Here is a 23,823-nt window from a genome sequence, read left to right on the forward strand (position 1 = left end):
CCCGAAGGCCGTCGAATTCTGTCATCGTGCGACGCGCTTACCGGGCCGGATCGGGCGCAGGGCCGGGCGAGAAATGCGTGTGCCAGCGCGCCACGCTGGCGATGATCGCCAGCTCGATCGCCAGCACCGCGCTTTGAAGCAGCGCCTGCCGGCCATCGATGAACAGCACGCTCAGGAAGGTCACCAGTGTCGCCGATGCGGCTAGGCTCAGGCTGCCCCAGCGAAGCGCTGCCGCCCAATCGCGCTCCAGCACCACCCATGCGATCCGCAGATGCCCCAGGCCGATCAACAGCTGGAGCAACGCCAGCGACGGGATCGCCGCTTGGTAGACACCGCGCAGCAGGCTCTCCTGTAAGTCGCCGTCCATCATCGCGCCACCCAGCCCGTGATGACCGGGATAGAGATAGGGCAATCCGAACAGCGCGCAGCCGATCTGCAGCGCGGCCATCGGCAACAGGACACCAATCGCCACGGCATAGCTAGTGAGGACGAATTGTCCTTCCTCGGCCGCGAACAGCCCGCGCCCTGCCGCCAACAGGCACCCGAATGCGAACTGTACGGGCGCGCCTTCGGCGATCGCCGTGTCCAGCTCCGCTTCCATCGCCATGGCCCAGTCGCGCTTACGCTCGCCGAGACAAGCAGCCGTCAGGCGGAGTAGCGCGCGTGCGAAAGAAGCCTTCATGCCAGCGCGCCCTTGAACGGTTGGCCCGGCACACTGCCGGCGCGGTCACGCGCGAGGGCGGCGCCTGCAGAGGTCAGGCGGTATGCGTGCCGCGCGGGTGGCCCAGGCTGTGCGGGCTCGCGCCACTCGGCCTCCACGAGCCCCTCCTCCGTCATCCGCATCAGCAGCGGATACAGCGTCCCGGACAATAGGCCGGTGACCTTCATCAGGTCGTACCCGTGCCGCCATTCGCCATGCGTTCCCGAAAGCGCTTCGAGGAGGCGGCACATCTGTTTCGAGGGCTGGCGTTTTCGAACCATGGCGCCATGCAAACATATGTAGATTTAGGAGTCAAGCGCATGTGCCGTGTTGCCTGCGTCAGCGCCCCTTACCTGACGCCGCCGGCGCGCCCGCATCCGCAACGTCAGTTTAACGGCGCTCAGTGCAACCGACCTGGTCGGAAAGCCCCTTACGGCTCCTTACCGAATGGCTTCGGGAACATGACGTCCTGGGTGCGGGAATGGCAAGCCTCGGCAGTAGCGGCCGTTCGAGCGCGAACGGGGAAACGTCTCGAGTTGGTCGGTACCAGACAAGCTCACAGGCCGAGCTCTGACAACCCCGGATGATCCATTGGCCGCGCGCCAAGCGGCCAGAGGAGCAACCGTTCGCCTTCCGCAATGGGGTATTCGTTGATGCTGGCGTGACGCTCCTCCATCAGTCCGTCGCGGTTGAACTGCCAGTTTTCATTGCCATGGGCGCGGAACCAGGTGCCGCTGTCGTCGCGGTACTCGTACACGAAGCGGACCGCGATCCGATTGCCGGCCTGCGCCCACACCTCCTTGATCAGCCGGTAATCAAGCTCGCGTGCCCACTTCCGGGCGAGGAAAGCCTCGATCTCCCCGCGCCCGGTGACGAACTCCGCCCGATTACGCCAGCGGCTGTCGGGCGTATAGGCGAGGGCAACGCGCGCCGGATCGCGGCTGTTCCAGGCATCTTCGGCGGCGCGGGCCTTCATCGCGGCAGTTTCATCGGTGAAGGGCGGAAGCGGCGGACGGGTCATGGTTCGATCCTTTCGAGTTGTGCGCGCAGCGCTGCGTTTTGCTTTTCCAGCGCCGCAATGCGTTCCTCGAACCTGGCAATGGCGCTGGCGACAGCGTTCGCCTCGAGCTTGCGCGGAATGTGCTGGGGGCAATTGACGTCCCAGGCCGCCACGGTGAACAGGATCGCCTGCTCCGGTTGCGCGGGATAGTCGGCCGGCATCAACCGATCGATCAGGGCCGGGTCGTCGCGGACGATCTGCGCGCGGCCCCATAGCTTGATCCGGCGCCGGTTGGCATAGTCCATCAGGAACAGGAATGCCTTGTCGTTCTCGGCCAGATTGCCCGCGGTCAGATATTGGCGGTTGCCGGTATAGTCGGCAAAACCCAGCGTGTGCTCGTCCAGCACCCGGATGAACCCCTTGGGCCCGCCGCGGTGCTGGGCATAGGGCTGGCCGTCGGCCGTGGCTGTCGCCAGGTAGGCCGTATCGATCCCGGCCAGGAAGTCGGCGAGATCTGCGGTAATAGCCGTGCGAAAGCCCCCGCGCTGCTCGATCCTGGCATAGATCTGGCGCGATCCGCGCGCAGCCTGCAACGCTTTGACGGTAGGTGTGAAGGCAATGTCGCTGGAGGGATTCATGGCGTGCGCTCCCGGGCGTTGCAGGTCGGGAAACGGCGGGTGCCCGATGAAGCAGGCGCCCGCCCTCCTTCCGGTCAGGCAGCCTTGCGGCCGGTGACGACCGGGAAGTCGATCTCGGTCTGGAAAACCGAGTTGAACGTGTTGGTCCAGGTGTTGAGCGCGACATGCTGGACGATCTCGATGATCTGCGCATCGGTATACCCCGCCAGCTTCACCGCAGAGAATTCCGCATCGGTGACGTGTCCGCGGCTCTCGGCCACCCGCGCGGCGAACCGCACTGCGGCGTCGGCCTTGGGATCGTTCGACGCGCCGCTGCGGTTGGCGGCGATCTCGGCGTCGTCGAGCCGGGCGACGTTCTTGCCGAGGAAGGAATGGGCGGAGAGGCAGTAGTCGCACTGATTAATCTCGGCGACCGCGAGCGCGATCCGCTCCCGGGTCGCGGCCGGGAGAGCACCCTTGGCCAAGGCGCCCGATAGCGCCAGGTATCCTTCCAGTGCCTGCGGGCTGGTCGCGACGAGGCGGAACAGGTTCGGCGCGGAGCCGATTTGCTTGACGACGGCTTCGAGCAGCGGCTGCGAAGCGATAGGGGCGTCGGCGATGGTGGCGGGTTGGGGAATGCGGGGCATGATGAGATCCTTGCGATGGCGGCAGCCGGTATCGGCCGCTGCACAATCGCTAGAACCTTCGTGAATTTCTGAGTATCTGCTGAAATCGAAACCGTTCCTTCCGAAAAATGGAAGATCCAATGGACCGCTTCGAAGCCATGCGCACGCTGGTCGCTGCCGTCGACGGCGGCAGCCTTTCAGCCGCCTCGCGCCAGTTGGGCGTGCCCTTGCCGACGGTCAGCCGGCGGGTGTCGGACCTGGAGGCGCACCTGCGCACCCAGCTCGTCGTACGAACCAGCCGCAAGCTGCTGCTGACCGACGCCGGTCGGTCCTACCTTGACTCATGCCGGCAGATTTTGGACGATCTCGACGACGCCGAGCGCCTTGCCGCCGGCGAATACCGCATGCCCCGTGGGCAACTGGTCGTCACGGCGCCCGTCATTTTCGGGCAGCTGCATGTCGAACCGGTCGTGCTCGCGTTCCTTCGGGCCTATCCAGACATCGCGGTTCGCCTGACCCTGGCCGACTACTTCATCGACCTCGTCGAGCACCGCATCGATCTGGCGGTGCGGATCGGGCCGCTGCCGGACAGCGGGCTGATCGCCACCCGGCTGGGCACGGTGGATTGGATAACCTGCGCCAGTCCGGCCTACCTTGCGGCGCGCGGTATACCGGACACGCCGGGCGATCTTGCCCAGCACGACTGCATCGCGTTCGAGCGGCTCCAAGCCGGAAGTTCTTGGGCCTTCGGTGGGCAACAGGTGGACACACCCTGCCGGTTCTCGGTCAATACCGCCGCCGGTGCGATAGACGCCGCCCTCGCAGGGGCCGGCATCGTCCGCGTCCTGTCCTACCAGGTCGCCTCTGCCATCGCCGAGGGACGACTGGTCAGGGTGCTCGAGCCCTTTGTGTCGGCTCCGCAGCCGATTCATCTGCTCTACACGGCCCAACCGGCCATGCCGCTCAAGCTGCGCGCCTTTCTCGACTTTGCCACCTCCCGGCTCAGGGACAGGCTGGACGGTTGATCAATTACCAACATCGCGTGCAAGGACATCGCCACCTTCTGAACATTGCCGCTGCGCTTCCAAGGGCCGTTATTGCGTACGCGGACGTTCAGGTGCCTGTTGCTGGATGTCGTATATTGTTCGGGAGCAGGCATCAGCGGCGCGTATCTTGCGCGGAATGATGCCACGGTGCGGGACGACAGTCAGAACCTGCCCGGCGACTCCTGCCTATCCGCGCGTTCGCAATTTCGACTTGCTCACTGCGCCGCCGACCCGAAGCTGGCCAAGCTAGTCAGCCCGCGACGATCTCGAATGGCCCTTCGCCTTGTCGCCAAACACAATGAAATCGCGGATCAGCGCCAGCAGATTTTCGCGGGTGAACACCCCCCGCAGCAGCGTTTCGAGTTCCGGTGTGCCGCGATGAGCGAAGTCCTGCCCGTCTACCGTTCGCCACGGCATGAAGCGTTCATCATCGGCAGTGATGGAGCCGATCCGGGCTTCCATGCCATCGAACGTAACCAGCACCGCGTTGGTGCTGAACAAGCAAGGGATTTGATGGAGCTAGGTTTGAAGCTGGTTGAATGCGTCGGCAAAGCGAGCCGCGTGATCTTGTCTACACCACCGAGCAGGTCGCGGCGCTGCTGGAAGTCGCCTGGGCCTACGAGCAACGGCACCACATCCACATGTTTATCATGATCATGTTGAACACCAACGCGCGCGTGGAGGCTGTTCTCGAACTGGACAAAGACGTACAAGTCCGTGACGGACTCATCTACTTCGATGCACCTGGCCGTCAGCAGACCAAAAAGCGTCGGTCAATCGTTCCAATCTGCCCAACCCTGGCCCCTTGGCTTGAGATTCATCGCGGACGCGCAATCCAGTGGCGGAAGCCTCACCCTAATGCGATCACCGGTCAGACGGCCTGTCGCCTTGGACCGGTCGACAGCATTAAAACCGCTTTCGCCAAAACTCTCATTGAGGCGGGTCTATGTGAGCAAGCCGTTGATCCAGCCGGCGCTGAATGTTGGCTGCCGCCGCACCGCAAGTTTGGTGAAACGATGCCTCGCCCTAAGCTTATAGGCATCGGATCGCCTAACACGCTACGACACACCGCAAGCACCGAGAAGCACCGCCGCGGCGTGCCTGAACCGCAGATCGAGACAGCAGCGGGCCATCGAGGCACCGGCACGAACCAGAAGCATTACCGCCACCTTCGCCTTGAATATCTCAGCGACTTTATTGACGGGGTCGAGTCGTTCTGGGCGGAAGTCGGGCGCCACACAGACGCTCACCTGCGATACCGGCGCGATACCAAAATCATTGATCTCGCAAGCGCCCGGAACTCACCAAGCAAAAAACACAACGACGTCAGGAAGTTGAAATGGTGCGCTTATTGACCCCGGAATAGGTCCGACCGGTCAGCGCGTTGCGCGGCAGGCCGGGCTCGGTGCCCCCCCATGGCTGGACCCAGGGCAGCCGCCCGGCTTCGAGTTCGGCGACGATCCGCGCGGTTACCTCGTCATAGAGATTGGTTCGGGTCGCAGGCTGGCGATCCCCGCAGGCACCGCGCGAGCGGGCAGATCGGCGGGTGGCTTGGCGCATCGGTTCCTCCTCGCCGCCCCAAAAGGCACCATGCCTCCCCGCAAAGGCGGGGGGTGGGCGGCAGCAGCGACCCAGAGGCCCGGCTCCAGGGGCCGGCGGCACCGAAGGGCGGAGCGGAGCGGAGCACCCCGGAGCGCGAGCGAAGGGGTTGCCGCCGGCCACGCCGGGCCTAGCCGGGCGCGCCGCCCTCCCCCGCCGCGCCGGGAGAGGCACAGGCACGCCGCCGCGCGGGAGGCGCGGCGTCCACAGCCATCGCCCCAGTGCTCCGCCAACGGCGTGCACCAATCGCTTGAAGCCGAGGTAGCAAATTGCTACCTATGTACCTGGAGGTACGGGATGGCGCAGTCGATCAAGCTTGGCGACGACCTGATGAAGATCGTGCGCCGCGAGTCCGAGTTGCAGAGCCGGTCGCTGGCCGGGCAGATCGCCCATTGGGTCCGGATCGGGCGCGCGATCGAGAAATCGGGCAATTTCGACCATGCCCGCATCACTTCGGCGCTGACGGGCGAGATCGAGACGACGGCGCTCACCGAAGAGGAGAAGGACGTCTGGCTCGACGGCTTCGTCGAGAAGATGGGCCAGCCCAGCCCCGAGGAAGAGGCGTTCTTCGCCCAGCGTCGCCAGCTCGGGCTGGGCGTCGGGCTCGATGAAGGCGGCAACCTCGTGCGCGAGAAGGCCGGCCGCAAGGCATGAAGCCGACGATGATCGTGCTTGCCGGACCGAACGGCGCCGGCAAGTCGACGCTCTATGCCACGCGCGTCGCGCCGAGCTTCGCGGGCCCGTTCATCAACGCCGACCTGATCCAGCGCGACGAACTGCGCGATCCCTCGCCCGCAGCGTCCTATGAAGCCGCGCGGATCGCGACGGCGAGGCGTGCCGACCATCTCGCCCGGGCCCGCGACTTCGTCACTGAGACGGTTTTCTCGCACCCGTCGAAGCTCGACCTGATCGACGAAGCGAAGGCGCGCGGCTTCACCGTGGTGCTGATGCATGTCGGGGTGGAGACGCCAGAACTCTCGGTGGCGCGCGTCGGCGCGCGGGTGGAGGAAGGCGGGCATGTCGTCCCCGACGATAAGATCCGCGCGCGCTATGTCCGCGGCGCGCCGCTGATCCGGGAGGCCACGCTCCGGTCCGATCGCGCGATGGTGTTCGACAATTCGACGCTCAACCGACCGACCCGCCACTGCCTGACCTTTGCGAACGGAAGACTGGTGTTCGCCCTTCCCCACCTGCCCGCCTGGGTCCGCGCGGTGTACGCGGCGGACCTCCAACTCTAGCGCGGGCCAAGAGCCCGATCGTCGCGCGAACCGGCGCCCGTGCCGAGCAGCATGCGCCAGCCACCGGCGGCCATGCGCGCCGCCTCGTCGGCACGTCTACGGACGCGCGACAGCAGGAAGTCTGAGCGGCCCTTCCATTCCTCGCGGACCAAGTCCTCGCCGTAGAGCGCCGACGCCATCTCGCGATAGGTGGCACCCGCCGCAACCGCATCGCCGACGCGGAGCGCCTCGATCCTCCGCTCGATCCCCGGTTCGGGCGGGTGGAGTTTCCGGGAGAAGCGGCCGGTGCGCCACAGCTCCAGCATGCGCCGCAGGGTCAGGACATGGGCATCGACCCGCGTCATGCCCGACAGAAGATAGTCGAGTCGCGCCGGTGCTTCCTCGACGAGCGACCCGCCGACCACGTCCAGCCGGATCCGATGCCATCCGTCGGAGAGCGCGACATGCTCGCGGCCGCCGCCGCGGACGATGGTTGCCCAGCGGAGCAGGCGGGGGAGGTCGATGCCGTCAGACGTACCACTCGCACCACCGTCGATCCCAGTCGATGTACATGCCAGCCTGCACCGAACAGTACCATTTCAGCCCCAGACCAACCCTTCTGCCGGCAAGCCGTTCGGGTCCATCTTGCGTCGAAGCCCTCCACCAACCCCCGAACGATGCAAGGTGATAGCAATGCACTCCAACGCAACGGACCGCATCCTCCGGCTCAAGGCCGTCCTCGCTCTAACAGGCCTCACGCGTTCCACCCTTTACTGGAAGATGGAAGCAGGCACCTTCCCAGCTAGCATGCAGATCAGCACCCGCTGTATCGGCTGGCGCGAGTCTGCTGTTACCTGCTGGCTTAATGATCCGATGACATATGAGGCTGGCCCGCCTCCGGAGCGATGAGGTAACGATTGACCGGGTGTGGGACGAAGCGGCCGTTCCGAAACGGCTTGCTAAACGACGGTCTCTGACGACAGCCGCCGATCGCGTACCTGGCCTTTATCGGTTCGCTTCCGGTGAACAGCGGGCCTCTTGCTATTGGCGAGATGACCCAATCCCGGCCATTCACGGCCGCGGAAGCGGTCGTTCGTTCAGGTGCCGCTTGACGCTCGGAACTTGGCCGTTAGTTGGCAATCCGCGCGCTTGGAGCCGAGATGAAAATACTAAAGTTCCACTCGACATCAGTGGCGATTGCTGAGCCGCACGTTCAAAGCGAGCGGCCGTTCACAGCCGCTGATGGGAACGGCTTGAGTTGGCCAGGAGCTTCTTTAGTCGACAGCGCTACGTCGCCTGAACGTTGCGGCAGCAGTGAAAATGCCTCATCCCCACCGAGCCTGTACGAACCGGGACATCTCGACCGCGAGCTGATCGTCCTCCGGCGTGTTCCCCTGGAACCCTCCGTGCGGCATCGCCTCGAACACGTGCAGTTCGGCGGCCACGTTTGCCTGACGCAGCGCCCGGTGCATTCGTACCGCATTGGACAGGAACAGGTCGCGGGTGCCGGATTGGACGAAGGTCGGCGGAAAGTCCGTCAGGTCTCCGAACAGGGGTGAGAGACAGGGGTGAGAGACAGGGGTGAGAGACAGGGGTGCGACAGATCGGCCCCACCGGCATAGAGTTCATTGTTCCGCATCAGCGACCTGGGCAGCACCACATCGACCATCTGGTTGACCTGGAAGCTGTCGCCGGACTCGGTCAGGTCGACCTGCGGAGAAAGCAGGATCAACCCGGCGGGCATGGGAAGCCCTTCCTGCTTGGCGCGAAGGAGCATCGCGGCGGCCAGGTTGCCGCCCGCAGACCGTCCGCCCACGACGATGCGCGACGGCGCGTGCCGCTCCAGCACATAGCGGTACGCAGCCAAAGCATCGTCCAGGCCCGCAGGATAGGGATGCTCGGGCGGCATCCGATAGTCGACGCCGTAGCAGATCGCCTGGTGCTGATCCGCCTGCATCTGCGCTTGCATCCGACAGGCCTCGCCGCCACCAAACACGAATGCTCCGCCATGGAAATCCACATAGGCACGATCCGGGGCACCCACGGCTTCGGGCCTCGCGACATGGATCGTGGCCGTACCGGCTCGAACCGTCTCGATTGTGGCGCGCAAGGTACCGGCCAGCCCCTTTACCGCCGCCGCATAGTGCCCGTCCGCGGCGGCCTTGAGCTGCATCCAGCCGGCATGATCGTCCGGCGAGGGCATGGTGTAGCGCGCATTCAGCGGAACGCCGTCCTCGTTTACCTGCCGCCCGAGACGGTCACGCGCCGCCTCGCTTATCGACGTGGGGAAAGGGATCAACCGGGCTTGAACCAGGACGCCGTTTTTCCGATCGCTCATGTCGTTACGCTACTCGCCATGCTTGCCGGGTCGCGGGTACACCGACCCGCCGACCTTGGTGGGGCTGCTGCTGTAGCGCGCCCTCCCCGATATCCGCAAACGAACCATGCCTTGGAGACGGCCCTCCCTCTGATCCAGAGGGAAGACCGCCCAGGTTCGGTCGCTCAGACGCCTTGCTGGTAATCGGTCGAGCGCGTCACCGTTTCCCAGCGATCGATCTCGTCGATCACCGCGTCGAGTTTCTCGCGGGCGCGCCGCAGCGCGTCGCTCCCGAGCAGCAGGTGCAGCGGCGGGTTGGGCGCGTCGACCAGCGCGAGGATCGCCGCGGCCGCCTTGTCCGGATCGCCGATCTGGCGCCCAGCCATCGCATCCAGCCGTGCGATCCCCGACCCGACGCTTTCCGCATAATGCGCGCCGCCACCCTGACTGCGCCGGATCGAACGGTCGCTGAGAAAGTCGGTACGGAAGGCACCGGGCGCGATCGCCGTGGCCTTAAGACCGAAGGGCGCGATTTCCTGCGCCAGGCTCTGCGTCAGCCCTTCGAGCGCCGACTTGGTCGCGGAATAGAGGCCGGAGGACCCCGCCGGGGCACGCCCCGCAATCGAGGTGATGTTGAGGATGTGACCGCTGCCCTGCCGCCGCAACGCCGGGAGCGCCGCCCGGATCACCGCGAAGGGTGCGAAGACGTTGACCGCGAACAGCCGCTGGAATTCCGCGTCGGTCGCTTCCTCCAACGCGCCCAGCAGGCCGTAGCCGGCGTTGTTGACCAGAACATCGATTTGGCCAGCCTTGTCGAAGGCCGCGCCCACGGCGGGCGCGATCGCCGCCGCGTCGGTCAGGTCGACGGGGATGACATGCAGCGTCCCGCTGCCCGCATCGAGGTCCGGTGCCCCCTCACGCACCGTGCCAACAACGGTGTCGCCCCGCGCCAGCGCGGCCTGCGCAAGGGCCTTGCCAAGCCCGCGGGAAATGCCGGTGATGAACCAAGTCTTCATAGCTGTTCTCCTTCGATCCCGGAGATAGCCTTTAATTCGAGCGGGATAATCAGCCGGCTGCTACCCGGGCTTGTAAGACCAGCTTCACAATGCTGAGATGCGCCGCATGATCCATCCCAGCGAGTTCGGTGCCCTGCGCGCCTTTGCGGCCGTGGCCGAGCAGCGGAGTTTCAGCAGGGCGGCCGAGCAGCTGGGAGTATCCTCCTCAGCGCTAAGCCAGCTGATCCGCGGGCTGGAGGAGCGGCTGGGAATCCGGCTGCTCCATCGCACCACCCGCAGCGTCTCGCTCACCGAAGCTGGCGCCGCCCTGCTTGCCGAGGTCGCGCCGGCGATCGACAGCCTGGCCGGCGCGCTGGAACAGGCCCGCAGCGCCGCGCGGCAGCCGACCGGTACCGTGCGCCTGCACTGCTTCCATGCCGCCGCCGACCGGTTCGTCGTGCCGATCCTGCCGAAACTGGCGTGCGCCTTCCCCGACATCACGCTGGATCTCACCATCGACGACACGGTCGTCGATCTCGTCGGCAGCGGCTATGACGCCGGGATCCGCATCGGCGAACTGATCGAGCGCGATATGGTCGCACTCCGGCTTGGCGGCGATATTCGGCAGCTGGCGGTCGCTGCGCCTGCCTATCTTGCCGAGCACGGGGTTCCGCAAACGCCGAAGGACCTGCTGCAGCATCGCTGCATCCGCTGGCGCTGGCCGGGGCAGCCGGGCCCCTATGCGTGGGAGTTCTTCGAGAAGGGGCACTGGTTCTCGGTCGCCGTGGAAGGCCCGCTGATTACCAGCAGCCGCGCGGTGATGGTGGAGGCGGCGCTGGCCGGCGTCGGCATCGCCTTCCTCAAGGAGGAGTCTGTGGTCGACGCCTTCGCCCGGGGCGAGCTCGTCCCGCTCCTGACAGACTGGTCGGTCCCCTTTCCCGGCTATTATCTATGCTACCCCCAGCAGCGGCAGATGGCGCCGGCCCTTCGCGCGGTGATCGACACCATCCGCGCGGCTGCGCCCGAGTAGCAACAGGGTGCTTGATCGCGGGTTTCTTCGACCGCTTGATTTGGCTGCCGAGACCTGCCCGCCCGGGCCCTACCCCGCACCACCGTCGCAGGCGTCTTCGTGGCGCAGACATGTTGCGTCGAGACCGCCAAGCATCTATGCGCCGCACATTCGCAAGGACCCGGTGAAATTCCGGGTGGCTATTCCGGCCGCCGATCCGCCGGACAACAACACGCACCAATTCTGTCGGCGCTGCTTGGCGCCCTGTGCCCTGTTGTGGATTTTCAATGACCTTCGATTTTACTGCGTACCGCCGCCAGTGGTTCACGGGCGGCATCGCCGCTCGCCAGGACCTGCTGGCCGGCATCGTCGTCGCTCTGGCGCTGATCCCCGAGGCGATCGGCTTTTCGATCATCGCCGGGGTCGACCCGCGCGTGGGGCTCTACGCTTCCGTCGCGATCGCGATGACCATATCCCTGGTCGGGGGGCGCCCCGGGATGATCTCGGCCGCGACGGCGGCAGTCGCCGTCCTCGTCGGGCCGCTCGTGCGCGAACACGGAGTCGAATACCTCTTCGCGGCAACGATCCTGATGGGCCTGATCCAGATCGCGGCCGGCATGCTGCGGCTCGATCTGGTCATGCAGTTCGTCTCGCGTTCGGTCATCACCGGCTTCGTCAACGCCCTCGCCATCCTGATCTTCCTGGCGCAGCTGCCGCAGCTGACGAATGTCGGCTGGCAGACCTACGCGATGGTCGCCGCCGGCCTGGCGATCCTCTACGGCTTTCCCCGCATCACCAAGGCGGTGCCCTCGCCGCTGGTCGCCATCCTCGTGCTGAGTGCGGTCAGCATCGCGTGGTCGCTGCCGGTTCACACGGTGGGCGACATGGGCAAGCTGCCGCAGGGTTTGCCGAGCTTCGCCCTGCCGCGCGTCCCGCTCACCCTGGAGACGCTGCAGATCATCCTGCCCTATGCACTCACCATGGCAGCGGTGGGGCTGCTCGAATCGCTGCTCACCGCGCAGATCGTGGACGACATGACCGACACCGACAGCAACAAGCGCCGGGAATGTGGCGGACAAGGCGGCGCGAACATCGTTGCGGCCCTGTTCGGCGGCATGGGCGGCTGCGCGATGATTGGCCAGTCCGTCATCAACGTCACCTCCGGTGGCCGAGGCCGCCTGTCCACCTTCGTCGCAGGCGCCTTCCTGCTCTTCCTCCTCGCCGTGCTGGGTCCCTATGTCGGGCGGGTGCCGATGCCGGCGCTGGTGGCGGTGATGATCATGGTCTCGATCGGCACCTTCAGCTGGAACTCGATTGCGAACCTTCGCCGTCACCCGCCGACCTCCTCCATCGTGATGCTGACCACGGTCGCGGTGGTGGTCGCGACGCACGATCTGTCGCTGGGCGTCCTTGCGGGCGTCCTGCTTTCCGGGATCTTCTTCGCGGGCAAGGTGCAGCGCATGTTCTCGGTGGAGCGGGAGCTTTCCGCAGACGGCACGCGCGCCGTCTACCGGGTGTCGGGCGAAATCTTCTTCGCCTCGGTCAACCGCTTCACGCGCGCCTTCCAGGCGGAGGATCGCGCGGAGCGGGTGGTGATCGATGTGACGGCGGCCCATTTCTGGGACATCTCCGGCGTCGGCGCGCTCGACAAGATCGTCGCCCGGCTACGTCGCGACGACCGGGACGTCGAGGTAATCGGCTATAACCGTGCGAGCGCGGACATTGTCGATCGTTTCGCGCTCCACGACAAGACCGGTGTCGAACTGGGCCTGGCGCCGCACTGAACACTCCGGTGGCGCGCGACGGCAGTTGCCGCCACCTTTTCGCCCGACCAGCGTTCAGCGTGCACATATGCTGAAAAGTGCAATCAACCCCCGTGTGTTCTCGGGCGCCTCGGCGCTCATCCTGGCGTTGCTCGGCGTCACCATCGCGATGCCCGGCAGCGCCGACCTGGTCTTCAAGGCGGCGCAGGCCTGGACCATCGACACGTTCGGCTGGTTCTACATCGCCGCCGTCGCGGTGTTCCTGGTCGTCGTCCTCACGCTCGCCTTCGGGCCGGCGGGCAAGCTCAAGCTCGGGCCGGACGATGCCGAACCGGACTTCCCCTATCTTTCCTGGCTGGCGATGCTGTTTGCCGCCGGCATGGGCATCGGGCTGATGTATTTTGCCGTCGCGGAGCCGATCCAGCACTATATCTCGCCCCCCGAGGCCAAGAGCGGCACGATCGACGCGGCGCGGGAGTCGATGGCGATCACCTTCCACCATTACGGCGTCCATGCCTGGGCGATTTACGCGCTGGTCGGGCTGAGCCTCGCCTATTTCACCTATCGCAAGGATCTGCCGCTCACCCTGCGCTCGGGGCTGGCACCGATCCTCGGCAAGCGCATCAACGGACCGCTCGGCGACGCCATCGATATCTTCGCGGTGTTCGGCACGGTGTTCGGCGTCGCCACGTCGCTGGGCTTCGGCGTCTCGCAGATGACGGCGGGCCTGGCCTATATCTACGCGCTCCCCGACACGCTGACCGCCAAGATCGTCGTGATCGTGCTGGTGATGGGGGCGGCGACGCTGTCGGTGCTGAGCGGCGCGGACCGCGGCGTCCGGCGTCTGTCTGAGCTGAACCTGATCATGGCCGTGCTGCTGATGCTGTTCGTACTGGTGCTTGGCCCGACCCTGTTCCTGCTCCGCGCGCTGGTGCAGAATTTCGGCCTGTATCTCGATCACTTCGTGATGCGCACGTTCACGCTCTACGCCTATGAGCCGCGCGCCTGGATGGCGGATTGGACGCTGTTCTACTGGGCGTGGTGGATCGCCTGGTCGCCCTTTGTCGGCATGTTCATCGCCCGCATCTCGCGCGGGCGGACGATCCGCGAGTTCGTCATCGGCGTGCTGTTCGTGCCCACCGCATTCACCTTCCTGTGGATGACGGTGTTCGGCAACACCGCGATCTCGCTCGACCTGGGCGCGGCATCGGGCGGAATCGCGCAGGCGGTGCAGGCCAATCTCTCCACCGCGCTGTTCAAGTTCCTGGAGTATCTGCCCGCCGCGAGCGTCACCTCCACCCTGGCCATTCTGCTCGTGGCCGTGTTCTTCGTCACCTCCGCCGACTCCGGCGCGTTGGTGATCGACACGCTCGCCTCCGGCGGCAAGGAAGACACGCCGCGCTGGCAGCGGATGTACTGGTGCGTGCTGCTGGGCGCGACGGCGACGCTGCTGCTGGTGGCGGGCGGGCTCGGCGCGCTGCAAGCGGCGACCCTGCTGGCCGCCCTGCCCTTCTGCTTCATCATGCTGCTGCTCGCCTATGGACTGGTGAGACAAACCAACGCCGACTTGGCCGGCGTGGCGATCCCCGACGAGGCACCTGCGATCAGCGAACGATTGAAGCGGCTGGTACTCCCTGCGCGAAGGTCCGACATTCTCGAACAGATCCATCGCAACGGCGAGCCGGCGCTGCGCGCCGTCTACACAGCGATGCAGGCTGAGGGTTGGACCGATCTGCTGCTCGAGATCGAAGAAGGGCAGGTGGCGCTTATCGTCGGCAGCCAGAGCGAACGACCATTCACCTACCGCTTGTTGCCGCGCGCTCGGCCCCTGGCCGCCTATACGGCGCTGGAGGCGTCCGAAGCGCGCCGCAGCATCGGCTGGTCACTTGCCGTCGAAAGGCTTCCCCCCGCCAAGTCGCGCGACCTCACCGGATTCTCCAGGCGGCAGATTACCGGGGAGGTGCTCAGCGCGCTGGAACGATGGAAGCCTCGCTGATCGCACAAGGATCGTCGACACCGGAGATCATTCCCTGGCAGACAACGACATGCTCGACCGGAATGAAACCCAGGACATGATAGCGTGCGCCGTCGAGGGAACGGAAATTCATGGCCATAGGAAACGGATTGCCCCTCCCCGCCGGGTTTCGCCACGCTATGGGAGGGCAAGGACCATCGCCGCCGTCCCGACGACGAGCACGACGAGGACGGCACCCATGCGCGCATAATCGGTGAAGCGGTAACCGCCGGGCCCCATCACGAGCAGGTTATTCTGGTGGCCGATGGGTGTGAGGAAATCGGCTGAGGTGCCAATCAGCACCGCCAGTAGCGCCGCGTCCGGTCCGATGCCCAGCACCCGCGCGGCATCGATCGCGAGCGGACCCATGATGATCGCGGTCGCAACGTTGTTGAGGAAGATCGACAACAAGAGCGTCATGCTGCAGAGCGCGGCGATTACCACTACGGGTGGTAGGCCGGCGAGCGTAGCACCCAGCCATTCGGCGGCGATGGCGGCGGCGCCGCTCGTCTCGAAGCTGTGGCCGACGGGTATCATTGCCGCGAGCAGTACGATCACGCTCCAGTCGATCGCCTGGTACACTTCGTCCGCTCCCATCAGCCGTGTCGCGACCAATGCAACGGCAGCAGCCAGGAAGGCGAGCGCCGGTGGCGCTCCGAACCCAACAATCGAGACGATCGCGGCGATGAAAATCATCAGGATCGGCGCCGCCTGCCTACGGGCGACGGGCAGGCGATCGACCCGGTCGACCTCGAGCAGTCGCGCAGTGCCGACGAAGCGCGCGAGATCCGCCGGGCGGCCGCGCACGAACAGTTGATCGCCCGCCTCTATACGGAGCGAAGCGAGCGGCGCGCGCCGCCGCGCAGCGCGCGGCCCCACGGCGACAACGGTAAGCGTGTCGTTGCTGCGGATCCGGATCGCCTCGTGACTGAGGCCGATGAGGAACGAACCATGGGCGACGACGACACGCGCTGTAACGCTGTCGCCCTCCGCTTCCTCGATGTCGGACCGTAGCCCGGTGGCCTCCGCAGCGATCCATTGCTGGCGGCGCGACACCACCAGCAGGCGGTCTCCGGCCTCCAGACCGGTTTCCAGCCGGATCCGATGCCCCTCCCGGAAGACGGCAAGCAGCCGTACCGCTGCCGTCCGTAGGCGCGGAAGCAGACCGGCGAGCGACACGGCAGCCGGTACGGTCAGCTCATAGACCCGCCAGGGCGGCCGCACCGGTCGGTCCATCCCCTGCCGCACCGGCAGCAGCCGCCAACCGACCAGCACGAGGTACAGCAGCCCCACCGCCGACACCGCCACCCCTACCGGCGCCATCTGGAAGAAGCCGAAGCCCGTGCCCAGCTCCTTGGCGCGCACCGAGGACAGGATGAGGTTGGCGGGCGTCCCGATCAGCGTCGTCATGCCGCCCAGGATGGTGGCGAAGGCAAGCGGCATCAGCGTCGCGGCAGGCGGCCGCTTCGCCTCCCTAGCCACCTGCGCGGCGATCGGCATGGTGACGACCAGCGCGGCGATGTTGTTCATGAAGGCGGAAAGGAACGCGCCCAACACCAGCAACACCGCGAGCCGGACGGTAAAGCCTGCGCGCGCCGGCATCAGCACACGCGATACGCTGGCAGCGACGCCGGACAGCTCGATCGCGCGACCGATCACCAGTACAGCCGCCACCGCGATCACGGCGGGATCGGCGAAGCCGGCAAAGGCCTCTCCCGGTGGCGTAAGGCCGAGCAGCACGCAGGCCAGCAATGCCAGCAGCGCGACGAGATCGTGGCGCACGCGCTCCGAAACGAACAGCACCAGTGCGCCCAGTAGCACGGCGGCGCTGAGAATCGCCGGGGTCATCCGCGACCCGCCCGCCCAAGCGCGGCACAGGCACGATGGACCGATCTGCGGCGCGGGGGCGTTTGCAAGGACATGACTGTTTCAAACCTTCGGTTTCGCTGCATGGTTGCAGCCCCGCTTCTCCTGTCCGTTGCACCTCCCGCTGCCGCCGCTGCCGTTCGCCAGGGTGCCGCTGTTCTCAAGTCCGCGGGGCAGGCGCAGGCTGCGCTCCGGTCGCTCGCAACCGAGCCCGAGCTTCAGCGCTTCTATGATCGGGCACAGTGGCGCCTCGTCTGGACCGACGCGGCCGCGCGCGCCCTCGAAGATGCGATCGCGCACCGTGCCGATCATGGGCTGGATCGGCTGTCCTTTCCGTCCTCTGTCGAGCCTGCCGCAAGTCCCGAGGCGCTGGATGTCGCGCGCACGCGCGCCGCGCTCCGCTATGCCCGCGCGCTGGCCATGGGCGTGGTGGATCCGGCAACGCTGCACGCCGTGTATACGCTGCCCCGCCCCGACGTCGACATCGTCGCAGGGCTCGGTACCGCACTCGACCGCGGCGACCTGCCCGCCTGGCTTGCCGGCCTCGCCCCGCAGGAAGCAGACTATCGCCGCCTTTCCGAGGCCTATCGCGCCGCGGTGGCCGAGCAGCGCCTCGGCAACGGCTCCGCCCCCCCAATCGCAGCGAACGGCCTGATCCGCCCCGCCGACCGCGACGATCGCGTTCCAGCGATCATCAAGCAACTCGCGGCGGAAGGCTATCTGCTGGACCTCGGTACGACCTCGCCCCCTGCCCCCGCCCCCTCGCGCCTCTACACCAGCGACATCGTCGATGCGGTGCGCGCGCTGCAGCGCGACTATGGCCTTGCCGAGGACGGGGTCATCGGTCCGCGCACGATCGAAGTGCTCACCCTGAGCCCCGCCGACCGCGCCCGGGCGCTCGCTGTCGCGCTCGAGCGGCTGCGCTGGCTGGCCCGCAACCCGCCGGCGACGCGCATCGACGTGAACATCGCCGCCGCGCGCCTAACTTACTATCGCGACGGCGTGCCGGTCGACAGCCGCAAGGTCATCGTCGGAAAGCCGGGCCGAGAAACGCCGCTTTTGTCGTCCCCTATCTATCGCCTGGTCGCCAACCCGACCTGGACGATCCCGAAGTCGATTGAGAATACCGAGCTGGCACATGTCGGCCCGGACTATCTCGCCAACCACAACATGGTGCGCCGGGGCGGCTATATCGTCCAGCAGCCGGGGCCGGACAATGCCCTGGGAATGGTCAAGTTCGACATGGTCAACGACCAGGCGATCTACCTTCACGATACCAGCGCGCCGGGCCTGTTCGAACGCAGCCAGCGGCATCTCAGCCATGGCTGCGTGCGGGTGGAGGACGCGCTGGGCTTCGCGCAACGCATTGCCGAGGACGAAGGCGTGGCCGATCGCTGGCAGGCGGCGAGCGCCAGCGGCGCGCAGACCTTCGTGGCCCTTCCGGTACGCATCCCGGTGCGGCTGCTCTACCAGAATGCCTTTGTCGACGAGATCGGCCGGGTGACGGTCCGCACCGATCCCTATGACTGGAACGGCCCGGTGGCGCGGGCGCTCGGCTTCGATGACGGTTCGCACACTAAGACCCAAGCCGACGCCATCGACATCGGCCCTTGAATCAATGTTCGGCATCCTCCGCGCCGGTCAGCTTCCACCGGCGGAGCAGCGGCGGCATGGTAAGTCCCTGAGCGAAGACCGAGAAGGCGACGACGCCGAAGGTGACCACGACGATGGCGCCGCGCTCAGCGACGTTCGCCGGCACCGCCAGCGCCAGTGCAAGCCCCACCGCCCCGCGTAGCCCGCCCCAGACGAGCACGTGCTGATAGGTTGCCGGCAGCCGCAGCTTCGTATGCGCAAACAGCGCCGCCAGCGGATAGACCGCCGCCGCCCGACCGAGTAGCGTCAGCAGGATCCCGGCGATCAGCGCGCCGCTGACCAGTGCGATCGGCTGGTGCGCCTCGTGGCTACCGATCAGCAGGAACAGGCAGGAATTGGCGAGGAAGGCGGCATAGGCCCAGAAATCCTGGACATGCTGGCGCCCGGCAACCGAGATCGAGCCGCGCGGGCCGATCGCGCCGACGATGATCCCGGCAGCGAGCGCGGCGAACACGCCCGAAGCATGGACATGCTCCGCCAGCAGGAAGCTCGCCCAGGCGATGACGGTGGTCAGCGTCACCTCGACAAGATGGTCCTCGGTCCGCCCCGCGACGGTCAGCACCACGAAGGCGATCCCGCCGCCGATCGCCACGCCGCCCAGCACCGTCCAGAGCAGAGAGGTCGCGACGCTACCGACGCTGAGCCCGCCGCCCTCGGCGACCGCAATGAGGATCGCGAAGCCCACCGCGGCAACGCCGTCGTTGAGCAGGCTTTCCGATTCCACCACCATGCTCAGCCGCGGCTTGGCCTTCATCTCCTTGAAGGCCGCGATCACCGAGACGGGGTCAGTCGCCGCGATCAACACGCCGAAGAAGGCCGCGCCCAGCCAGCTCCAGCCCAGCAGCCAGTGCATGCCGACGGTGACCAGCAGCGCGGAGATGGCGACGCCGAGGAACGCCAGCACGATGGTGAGCGGCAGCTCCTCGCGGAAGCGCTGCCAACGCAGCTGCAACGCCGCCTCGAAGATCAACGGCGGCAGGAATATGTTGAAGATCAGTTCGCGCGACAGCGGCAGGTTGGCGCCCACCGGCAGGAACGCGAGCGCGATCCCAGCCAGCACCAGCCCGGCCGTATAGGGCAGCCCGATCCGCCGCGAGATCATCGCCACCAGCGACGCGACGATCAGCAACGTGCCGAGTTCGGGAAGACCGATTTCGTTCAACGCGGGCACTCCTGTTGCGGCTGGGCGGGAGAAAATCCCTAGGGCAGAACCGGTGCGGGCACGAGCGCAAAGCGCTGCCCGGCAGGCGGGGCTGCGCTTGGAGCGAGACCGGCGCGGCGCAATTGCTCGGCAATGGCGAGCGCGCGTCGCTGCGTGAGGTTAGGTTTCGCTGGCGCATTTCCCGTGGGCAGCCCCGGCACGCCGAGCGCACCGATGTTCCAGCGCCTCGCCGCCCAGATCGAGGCAGCGACGGCCTCGGTCGCCCGCGCGTCGAGGCTATCGACATTGTCCGCGAAGCCGATCTCCGGCAGCGGCCCCTGCGGCGGAACGATCGCCACCGTCCAGTCGCCCGCGCGCTGCGCGGCCCGCGTCTCAAGCATGCGGTAGGTCTCGATCCGTGCCCCCGGCAGCGGCGTCGCGGCGGCGGTGGCGCGGTGATGGTCGCGGTCGACGGTCACGTCGTCGGGCTTCAGGCCCGCGATCAGCGCCACCATCTGCGCGATTTCGGTCGCGCGCTGCGTCTCCTGGTTCGACGCCTCCCCTGCCCGCCGCAGTTCCTCGCGCTGCGCTGCAAGCGCGTCGGCGCCTGCGCCGAGCAGCACCTGGTCCAGATTGAGGCGGACCGGACGGCCGAGTTGCGTCGCCAGCGCCTTCTGGATGGTCGCGGTCTTCTGCATCGCGTCCTGCGGGGTGATCACCACGGCGCGGACGACGAGCGGCTCGCGGGTGAAGTCGAGGTCGAGCTGGGTGACCCGCGCCTTGGCGCCGAACCGCTCCGCCAGCAGCGATCGCGCCTGCGTCACCGCCACCGCCTCGCGACCGATGCGGTTGAGCGAGATGCCGAGCGGGATCGCCATCGCGACGAAGACGAGGATCAGGATCGCCGTCTGGGTCCAGGTCTGGCGGCTCGATAGATGATGGCCGAAGCCGTAGAAGCGCGCCATCGCCGTGGCGGAGAGCGCAATGGTGATGAAGTTGGTCACGAACAACGCCAGCGCACCCATCCCCACCGGCGCGTTCCAGGTGGCGATGCCATAGCCGACCACCGCCAGCGGCGGCATCAATGCGGTGGCGATGGCCACGCCGACAATGGTTTCGCCGCGCCCGCGAATGATCGCATAGGTGCCCGCCAGCGCCGCGAACAGCGCAACGGCCAGGTCGAACAGATTGGGCCGGGTGCGCGCCACGATCTCCGAGGTTGGCGCCTGCAGAGGCGAGATGGTGACGATGAGCGCCGTGAATGCGACGGCGGCGAAAGCGCCGATCGCCAGCGCCTTGAGCGACCTCCGCAGCTCGACGAAATCGAACAGCGCGAGGCTGAAGCCGAAGCCGAGGATGGGGTTCATCAACGGAGAGATCAGCATCGCGCCGATCACCACCGCCGGCGAGGACAGCAGCAGCCCTAGCACCGCGATCCCGGCGGACATCATCGTCATGAAGGCGAAGCGTCCCGACCAGCCGCTGTCCTCCACGATGCGGGCGACCACCGCCTCGTGGTCGATCGGCGCAACGACCGACTGGCGCCACCAGCGATACAGGGCCAGATGCAACAGGCGCTCGCGAATGCGGGCACGACGATCCGTTGCTTCGATGGCGTCGTCCAAGGCGATCTTCGTCCCTTTTTCTGTTCGTCGGACCCAGGTTAGGCGATTTCTACCCGGAAAGCGAAGACGCGCCTCCTTCCGCCGTGCGGATCACCGCACGGGTGACGTCACCCATCAGCCGCATCCGCACCGGGATCGGCTGGCGCGTGCTCGCGATCATCACCGCCACTGCATAGCGGTGGCCGTCAGGAGCGGTGAGCAGGCCGACATCGTTATAGCCAGTGGCGAGATTGCCGAGTTCCTGGCCGGTGCCGGTCTTGTGCGCTATCTTCCAGCCTGGGCGCAGGCCGGACTTCAGGCGCAAGGGGCCGGTCTTGCTCGCGAGCATGATCCGGAAAAGCCTATCGGTAGAGCCATGGCTGAGCAGCTTGTCCTGCGCTAGCAGCGACAGGCCCAGCGTGATGCCATTGGCAGTCGCGCCGTCATAGGGCGCGGCCAGATAGCGATCGAGCGCCTTGCGGCGTTCTGCCGCAGGCATGGCCGCGCGCGCCTGGAGGAAACCCCAGCCTCCCGCCCATTCTTTGCGCCAGACCAGACCGGCGGTCTTGGCTTGCAGCTCACGCTCGCCGGGGCCGAAGCCGACGCCGTTTACGCCTTTCTCCTTCAGCATGCGGCGGATGGCGGCGGGACCGCCGACCTTCCACAAGAGCACGTCGTTGCAGGTGTTGTCGCTGCGGGTCAGCGCGCATTCGAGCAGCGCGCCGACCGTGGTGCGATAGCCGTTCGGCCCGACCAGCGGGCGGATCGGCTGATGGAAGACGGTAAGGTCGCTGCGGGTTACCGTCACCGGCGTGGCAAGCGACAGCCGAGCATGATCGATCGCGTCGAACACGGCGATCGCCACCCACAGCTTGCTGACGCTCTGCTGCGGATGCGGTCGGTCACCGTTCCATGCGACCATCCAGCCACGATCGACATCCCGTACCGAGATTGCAACCTGCCCCTGGAACCCGGCGCCGAGGGCCTGCACCGCGTTGAGCAAGGCGGCCGGCGGCTCATCGGACCGCCTGGGCCTTGGCGTTGCGGAGGTTGCGTCGATCGGCGGCGCGACCAGCGTCGGGCGTGCAACGGGCGGCGGCGGTGGCGCCTTTACGGCGACAGGGGGTGCAGCGGGTACACAGGCGGCGAGCAGGATAGCCGGCGCAACGTGCGCGCCGAAGCGGACGACAGTATCGATACGTGGCAAATAGCCCTCCTTTCCAAACGGCTTACCGTCGGAAGCTCAGGAATGCAGGGCGCGCTGCCTCGGTTCGTCGCCCAGCAGTGGTCATTCGTCGCCAACGAGGATCGTTGCCCGCACCGCGCGCGCTGCCGCGACGACACGTCGCGCATCATGGTCCAGGAGAGCCTCGTTCGCCTTGAACTCGATCCGGTCCACCCACCGCGCGAGAAGCGCGCGGCGATCGGCATTGTCGCAGTCCGCGGCAATCTCCCCCAGTGTGTGCAGGTAATGGAGCGCCGCGATCGTGCTGGTCCCCGCATGCTGCAGCAGTGCACCGAACGAACGTTCCAGCAGCGCCGGGAAATCAAGCGGATGCGCGATCACCCGCACCACGCCCGCCTCGTCCCGACGCAGCGGCTCCGGCAGCTTTCTGCGACCGAGATCCGAAAGCGCCGCCCCGAGCCAGTCCATGCAAGTGACCGCAGTGAAGGGATCATTGATGCCGGGAGAGAGCGCCCGGTCGGCAATCTCGACAAGTTCGTCGATCAGAAAGCGCAGGTCCTGCAACGCGGTACGCTGGGCGCCGAGCGCGAAGGCGCCTTGCAGTTGGCCTATGCACGCATCGTCGCACCGCTCGGCCGGCCACAGCTCCAGCAGCGTTCGACCTTCATGCACGAAATCTCCCGGCCGGTAGCGGATGCGGCACACCAGATCGGAATCCGTAGCGGTCCGCATCAGCAGATCCTCGTCGATCAGCTGGATATAGCCGGTGCCCCGCGCCCCGACCGCGCGCGGGCTGCCGTCCGGCTCCAGGCGATCTTTCGCTTCCGTTTCGGCGGCATCGGGGTCGGCGGTACCGATCACGCTCGGGAAGCGGCGGTCCACTTCGTGCAGCAGGCGGCGACCGATATCCTCGATCACGCTGTTGATGTGGATGCGCTGCGGCACGTGGTGGATGAAGAAGATCAGCACGCCCACGGAACAGACCGCAAGCAGCAACGCCACCAGCACCGCGAGATTGGGCACGAACGCGGCGGCACCGGACTCCTCCGGGGACCGCACCGTCCGCAGCACGATGATACAGTAGAGGAAGGTGGCGATAAAGGTGCCAAGCGTGATCTGGTTGCCCCGATCGCGCATGAAATTGCTGAGCAGTCGCGGCCCGTATTCGCCCGAGGCATAGACGACCGCGGCAATCGTCACCGAGAAGACGGTGCCGGCCACGGTGATCATCGATCCGCCGATCGCGGAGAGCAGTTGCCGCGCGCCGCTGGGTCGCGAGGCATGCAGCCAGGCAAAGCGGTCCATCCAGCCCGATCCGTCCTGCCCGTCCAGCCACACCATGCCGCCGGCCAGCAGTACCGCCGCCAGCGTCATTACCGTGGGGATGAACCAGTAGCTCTGGCGGAGCTGATCGGCGAGGCGGACCATCACAGCTTTCATGCCAGCTCTCGAGCAAGCGCCGTCGTGGCG

Annotated in this window: 24 protein-coding genes, 1 pseudogene and 1 other annotated feature; of the genes and pseudogenes, 9 read left to right on the top strand and 16 right to left on the bottom strand. The window is 66.6% G+C overall.

Annotation, left to right across the window (positions count from 1 at the left end; all coding sequences use genetic code 11):
- Positions 1-37: 37 nt before the first annotated feature.
- The 5 genes from QZ814_RS00320 to QZ814_RS00340 form a co-directional block, all read right to left on the bottom strand.
- A complete protein-coding gene (locus tag QZ814_RS00320; RefSeq protein ID WP_294329021.1) occupies positions 38-682 on the bottom strand; it encodes a hypothetical protein in 645 nt (214 codons plus the stop codon).
- The gene (locus QZ814_RS00325) at positions 679-981 is read right to left on the bottom strand and encodes a PadR family transcriptional regulator (protein WP_294329022.1); all 303 of its coding nucleotides are present in this window, start codon (positions 979-981) and stop codon (positions 679-681) included. The genes QZ814_RS00320 and QZ814_RS00325 overlap by 4 nt, the downstream gene beginning before the upstream one ends.
- Positions 982-1,256: 275 nt before the next feature.
- Positions 1,257-1,721, bottom strand: coding sequence for a nuclear transport factor 2 family protein (locus tag QZ814_RS00330; protein ID WP_294329023.1), 465 nt, complete (start codon positions 1,719-1,721; stop codon positions 1,257-1,259).
- A complete protein-coding gene (locus tag QZ814_RS00335; protein WP_294329025.1) occupies positions 1,718-2,338 on the bottom strand; it encodes a pyridoxamine 5'-phosphate oxidase family protein in 621 nt (206 codons plus the stop codon). The genes QZ814_RS00330 and QZ814_RS00335 overlap by 4 nt, the downstream gene beginning before the upstream one ends.
- 74 nt (positions 2,339-2,412) lie before the next feature.
- On the bottom strand, positions 2,413-2,964 hold the full coding sequence (locus QZ814_RS00340; protein WP_294329026.1) for a carboxymuconolactone decarboxylase family protein: 552 nt from the start codon (positions 2,962-2,964) through the stop codon (positions 2,413-2,415).
- 119 nt (positions 2,965-3,083) lie between these two features.
- Between QZ814_RS00340 and QZ814_RS00345 the strand changes: the two genes are divergently transcribed.
- Complete coding sequence (locus QZ814_RS00345; RefSeq protein WP_294329027.1) at positions 3,084-3,968, top strand: LysR family transcriptional regulator; 885 nt, start codon at positions 3,084-3,086, stop codon at positions 3,966-3,968.
- A gap of 267 nt (positions 3,969-4,235) precedes the next feature.
- On the opposite strand, the gene QZ814_RS00350 is transcribed toward QZ814_RS00345, so the two are convergent.
- Positions 4,236-4,490 (bottom strand): hypothetical protein, encoded by a 255-nt coding sequence (locus tag QZ814_RS00350; RefSeq protein WP_294329028.1) that lies wholly within the window; start codon positions 4,488-4,490, stop codon positions 4,236-4,238.
- Between the two features lie 38 nt (positions 4,491-4,528).
- Here QZ814_RS00350 and QZ814_RS00355 point away from each other — a divergent pair, with 38 nt between their 5' ends.
- A complete protein-coding gene (locus QZ814_RS00355; RefSeq protein WP_294329029.1) occupies positions 4,529-5,344 on the top strand; it encodes a hypothetical protein in 816 nt (271 codons plus the stop codon).
- On the opposite strand, the pseudogene QZ814_RS00360 reads toward QZ814_RS00355, so the two are convergent.
- Positions 5,340-5,549, bottom strand: a pseudogene (locus QZ814_RS00360) (ArdC family protein); the annotation flags it as partial. The gene QZ814_RS00355 and the pseudogene QZ814_RS00360 sit on opposite strands and share 5 nt — an antisense overlap.
- Before the next feature lie 336 nt (positions 5,550-5,885).
- On the opposite strand from QZ814_RS00360, the gene QZ814_RS00365 reads away from it, so the two are divergent.
- Both QZ814_RS00365 and QZ814_RS00370 read left to right on the top strand, forming a co-directional pair.
- The gene (locus QZ814_RS00365; RefSeq protein ID WP_294329030.1) at positions 5,886-6,242 is read left to right on the top strand and encodes a ParD-like family protein; all 357 of its coding nucleotides are present in this window, start codon (positions 5,886-5,888) and stop codon (positions 6,240-6,242) included.
- Entirely contained in the window at positions 6,239-6,826 is a 588-nt protein-coding gene (locus QZ814_RS00370; RefSeq protein WP_294329031.1) for a zeta toxin family protein, read from the top strand. The genes QZ814_RS00365 and QZ814_RS00370 overlap by 4 nt, the downstream gene beginning before the upstream one ends.
- Here the strand turns inward: QZ814_RS00370 and QZ814_RS00375 are convergent.
- Positions 6,823-7,230 (bottom strand): DUF2285 domain-containing protein, encoded by a 408-nt coding sequence (locus QZ814_RS00375; RefSeq protein ID WP_294329032.1) that lies wholly within the window; start codon positions 7,228-7,230, stop codon positions 6,823-6,825. The genes QZ814_RS00370 and QZ814_RS00375 overlap by 4 nt on opposite strands.
- Before the next feature lie 268 nt (positions 7,231-7,498).
- On the opposite strand from QZ814_RS00375, the gene QZ814_RS00380 reads away from it, so the two are divergent.
- Positions 7,499-7,714 (top strand): AlpA family phage regulatory protein, encoded by a 216-nt coding sequence (locus QZ814_RS00380; protein WP_294329033.1) that lies wholly within the window; start codon positions 7,499-7,501, stop codon positions 7,712-7,714.
- A gap of 416 nt (positions 7,715-8,130) precedes the next feature.
- Here the strand turns inward: QZ814_RS00380 and QZ814_RS00385 are convergent, their stop codons facing one another.
- The 3 genes from QZ814_RS00385 to QZ814_RS00395 form a co-directional block, all read right to left on the bottom strand.
- The gene (locus QZ814_RS00385) at positions 8,131-8,397 is read right to left on the bottom strand and encodes an alpha/beta hydrolase fold domain-containing protein (protein ID WP_365897874.1); all 267 of its coding nucleotides are present in this window, start codon (positions 8,395-8,397) and stop codon (positions 8,131-8,133) included.
- The gene (locus QZ814_RS00390) at positions 8,343-9,143 is read right to left on the bottom strand and encodes an alpha/beta hydrolase (RefSeq protein ID WP_294329034.1); all 801 of its coding nucleotides are present in this window, start codon (positions 9,141-9,143) and stop codon (positions 8,343-8,345) included. Before QZ814_RS00390 ends, QZ814_RS00385 begins: the two co-directional genes overlap by 55 nt.
- A 164-nt stretch (positions 9,144-9,307) precedes the next feature.
- On the bottom strand, positions 9,308-10,138 hold the full coding sequence (locus QZ814_RS00395) for an oxidoreductase (RefSeq protein ID WP_294329035.1): 831 nt from the start codon (positions 10,136-10,138) through the stop codon (positions 9,308-9,310).
- A gap of 106 nt (positions 10,139-10,244) precedes the next feature.
- Here QZ814_RS00395 and QZ814_RS00400 point away from each other — a divergent pair, with 106 nt between their 5' ends.
- The 3 genes from QZ814_RS00400 (at position 10,245) to QZ814_RS00410 (ending at position 14,885) form a co-directional block, all read left to right on the top strand.
- Positions 10,245-11,147: a LysR family transcriptional regulator gene (locus QZ814_RS00400; RefSeq protein WP_294329036.1), complete on the top strand. Its 903-nt coding sequence runs from the start codon at positions 10,245-10,247 to the stop codon at positions 11,145-11,147.
- A 153-nt stretch (positions 11,148-11,300) separates the two neighbouring features.
- Positions 11,301-11,356, top strand: a sequence feature (sul1 is cis-regulatory element that is thought to sense ions involved in sulfur or methionine metabolism; They are found in Alphaproteobacteria).
- Positions 11,357-11,413: 57 nt separating this feature from the next.
- Positions 11,414-12,910 (top strand): SulP family inorganic anion transporter, encoded by a 1,497-nt coding sequence (locus tag QZ814_RS00405; RefSeq protein ID WP_294329037.1) that lies wholly within the window; start codon positions 11,414-11,416, stop codon positions 12,908-12,910.
- A 67-nt stretch (positions 12,911-12,977) separates the two neighbouring features.
- Entirely contained in the window at positions 12,978-14,885 is a 1,908-nt protein-coding gene (locus QZ814_RS00410) for a BCCT family transporter (RefSeq protein ID WP_294329038.1), read from the top strand.
- A gap of 156 nt (positions 14,886-15,041) precedes the next feature.
- Here the strand turns inward: QZ814_RS00410 and QZ814_RS00415 are convergent, their stop codons facing one another.
- On the bottom strand, positions 15,042-16,751 hold the full coding sequence (locus tag QZ814_RS00415) for an SLC13 family permease (RefSeq protein WP_294329039.1): 1,710 nt from the start codon (positions 16,749-16,751) through the stop codon (positions 15,042-15,044).
- A gap of 102 nt (positions 16,752-16,853) precedes the next feature.
- Here QZ814_RS00415 and QZ814_RS00420 point away from each other — a divergent pair, with 102 nt between their 5' ends.
- Positions 16,854-18,383 (top strand): L,D-transpeptidase family protein, encoded by a 1,530-nt coding sequence (locus QZ814_RS00420; protein ID WP_294329040.1) that lies wholly within the window; start codon positions 16,854-16,856, stop codon positions 18,381-18,383.
- 1 nt (position 18,384) lies between these two features.
- Here QZ814_RS00420 and QZ814_RS00425 read toward each other — a convergent pair whose 3' ends face one another.
- The 4 genes from QZ814_RS00425 to QZ814_RS00440 all read right to left on the bottom strand — a co-directional run bounded on the left by QZ814_RS00425 (position 18,385) and on the right by QZ814_RS00440 (position 23,793).
- Positions 18,385-19,584 carry a cation:proton antiporter gene (locus tag QZ814_RS00425; protein ID WP_294329042.1) on the bottom strand — a complete coding sequence of 400 codons (1,200 nt, stop codon included), beginning with the start codon at positions 19,582-19,584 and terminating at the stop codon, positions 18,385-18,387.
- A gap of 38 nt (positions 19,585-19,622) precedes the next feature.
- On the bottom strand, positions 19,623-21,188 hold the full coding sequence (locus QZ814_RS00430; RefSeq protein ID WP_294329044.1) for a DUF389 domain-containing protein: 1,566 nt from the start codon (positions 21,186-21,188) through the stop codon (positions 19,623-19,625).
- 49 nt (positions 21,189-21,237) lie between these two features.
- Complete coding sequence (locus QZ814_RS00435) at positions 21,238-22,374, bottom strand: serine hydrolase (protein ID WP_294329045.1); 1,137 nt, start codon at positions 22,372-22,374, stop codon at positions 21,238-21,240.
- 81 nt (positions 22,375-22,455) lie between these two features.
- Positions 22,456-23,793 carry a DUF2254 domain-containing protein gene (locus QZ814_RS00440; RefSeq protein ID WP_294329047.1) on the bottom strand — a complete coding sequence of 446 codons (1,338 nt, stop codon included), beginning with the start codon at positions 23,791-23,793 and terminating at the stop codon, positions 22,456-22,458.
- Between the last annotated feature and the right edge of the window lie 30 nt (positions 23,794-23,823).

Origin of the sequence: uncultured Sphingomonas sp. (assembly GCF_913777625.1) — a bacterium.
GTDB lineage: Bacteria > Pseudomonadota > Alphaproteobacteria > Sphingomonadales > Sphingomonadaceae > Sphingomonas.

Bases quoted from the DNA above. Each gene is read 5' to 3' on its own strand.
- QZ814_RS00345 (WP_294329027.1), top strand. From the start codon at position 3,084: ATGGACCGCTTCGAAGCCATGCGCACGCTGGTCGCTGCCGTCGACGGC.
- QZ814_RS00370 (WP_294329031.1), top strand. From the start codon at position 6,239: ATGAAGCCGACGATGATCGTGCTTGCCGGACCGAACGGCGCCGGCAAG.
- QZ814_RS00390 (WP_294329034.1), bottom strand. From the start codon at position 9,143: ATGAGCGATCGGAAAAACGGCGTCCTGGTTCAAGCCCGGTTGATCCCT.
- QZ814_RS00325 (WP_294329022.1), bottom strand. From the start codon at position 981: ATGGTTCGAAAACGCCAGCCCTCGAAACAGATGTGCCGCCTCCTCGAA.
- QZ814_RS00355 (WP_294329029.1), top strand. From the start codon at position 4,529: ATGCGTCGGCAAAGCGAGCCGCGTGATCTTGTCTACACCACCGAGCAG.
- QZ814_RS00330 (WP_294329023.1), bottom strand. From the start codon at position 1,721: ATGACCCGTCCGCCGCTTCCGCCCTTCACCGATGAAACTGCCGCGATG.
- QZ814_RS00400 (WP_294329036.1), top strand. From the start codon at position 10,245: ATGATCCATCCCAGCGAGTTCGGTGCCCTGCGCGCCTTTGCGGCCGTG.
- QZ814_RS00340 (WP_294329026.1), bottom strand. From the start codon at position 2,964: ATGCCCCGCATTCCCCAACCCGCCACCATCGCCGACGCCCCTATCGCT.
- QZ814_RS00380 (WP_294329033.1), top strand. From the start codon at position 7,499: ATGCACTCCAACGCAACGGACCGCATCCTCCGGCTCAAGGCCGTCCTC.
- QZ814_RS00395 (WP_294329035.1), bottom strand. From the start codon at position 10,138: ATGAAGACTTGGTTCATCACCGGCATTTCCCGCGGGCTTGGCAAGGCC.
- QZ814_RS00415 (WP_294329039.1), bottom strand. From the start codon at position 16,751: ATGACCCCGGCGATTCTCAGCGCCGCCGTGCTACTGGGCGCACTGGTG.
- QZ814_RS00320 (WP_294329021.1), bottom strand. From the start codon at position 682: ATGAAGGCTTCTTTCGCACGCGCGCTACTCCGCCTGACGGCTGCTTGT.
- QZ814_RS00410 (WP_294329038.1), top strand. From the start codon at position 12,978: ATGCTGAAAAGTGCAATCAACCCCCGTGTGTTCTCGGGCGCCTCGGCG.
- QZ814_RS00335 (WP_294329025.1), bottom strand. From the start codon at position 2,338: ATGAATCCCTCCAGCGACATTGCCTTCACACCTACCGTCAAAGCGTTG.
- QZ814_RS00420 (WP_294329040.1), top strand. From the start codon at position 16,854: ATGGTTGCAGCCCCGCTTCTCCTGTCCGTTGCACCTCCCGCTGCCGCC.
- QZ814_RS00365 (WP_294329030.1), top strand. From the start codon at position 5,886: ATGGCGCAGTCGATCAAGCTTGGCGACGACCTGATGAAGATCGTGCGC.
- QZ814_RS00405 (WP_294329037.1), top strand. From the start codon at position 11,414: ATGACCTTCGATTTTACTGCGTACCGCCGCCAGTGGTTCACGGGCGGC.
- QZ814_RS00440 (WP_294329047.1), bottom strand. From the start codon at position 23,793: ATGAAAGCTGTGATGGTCCGCCTCGCCGATCAGCTCCGCCAGAGCTAC.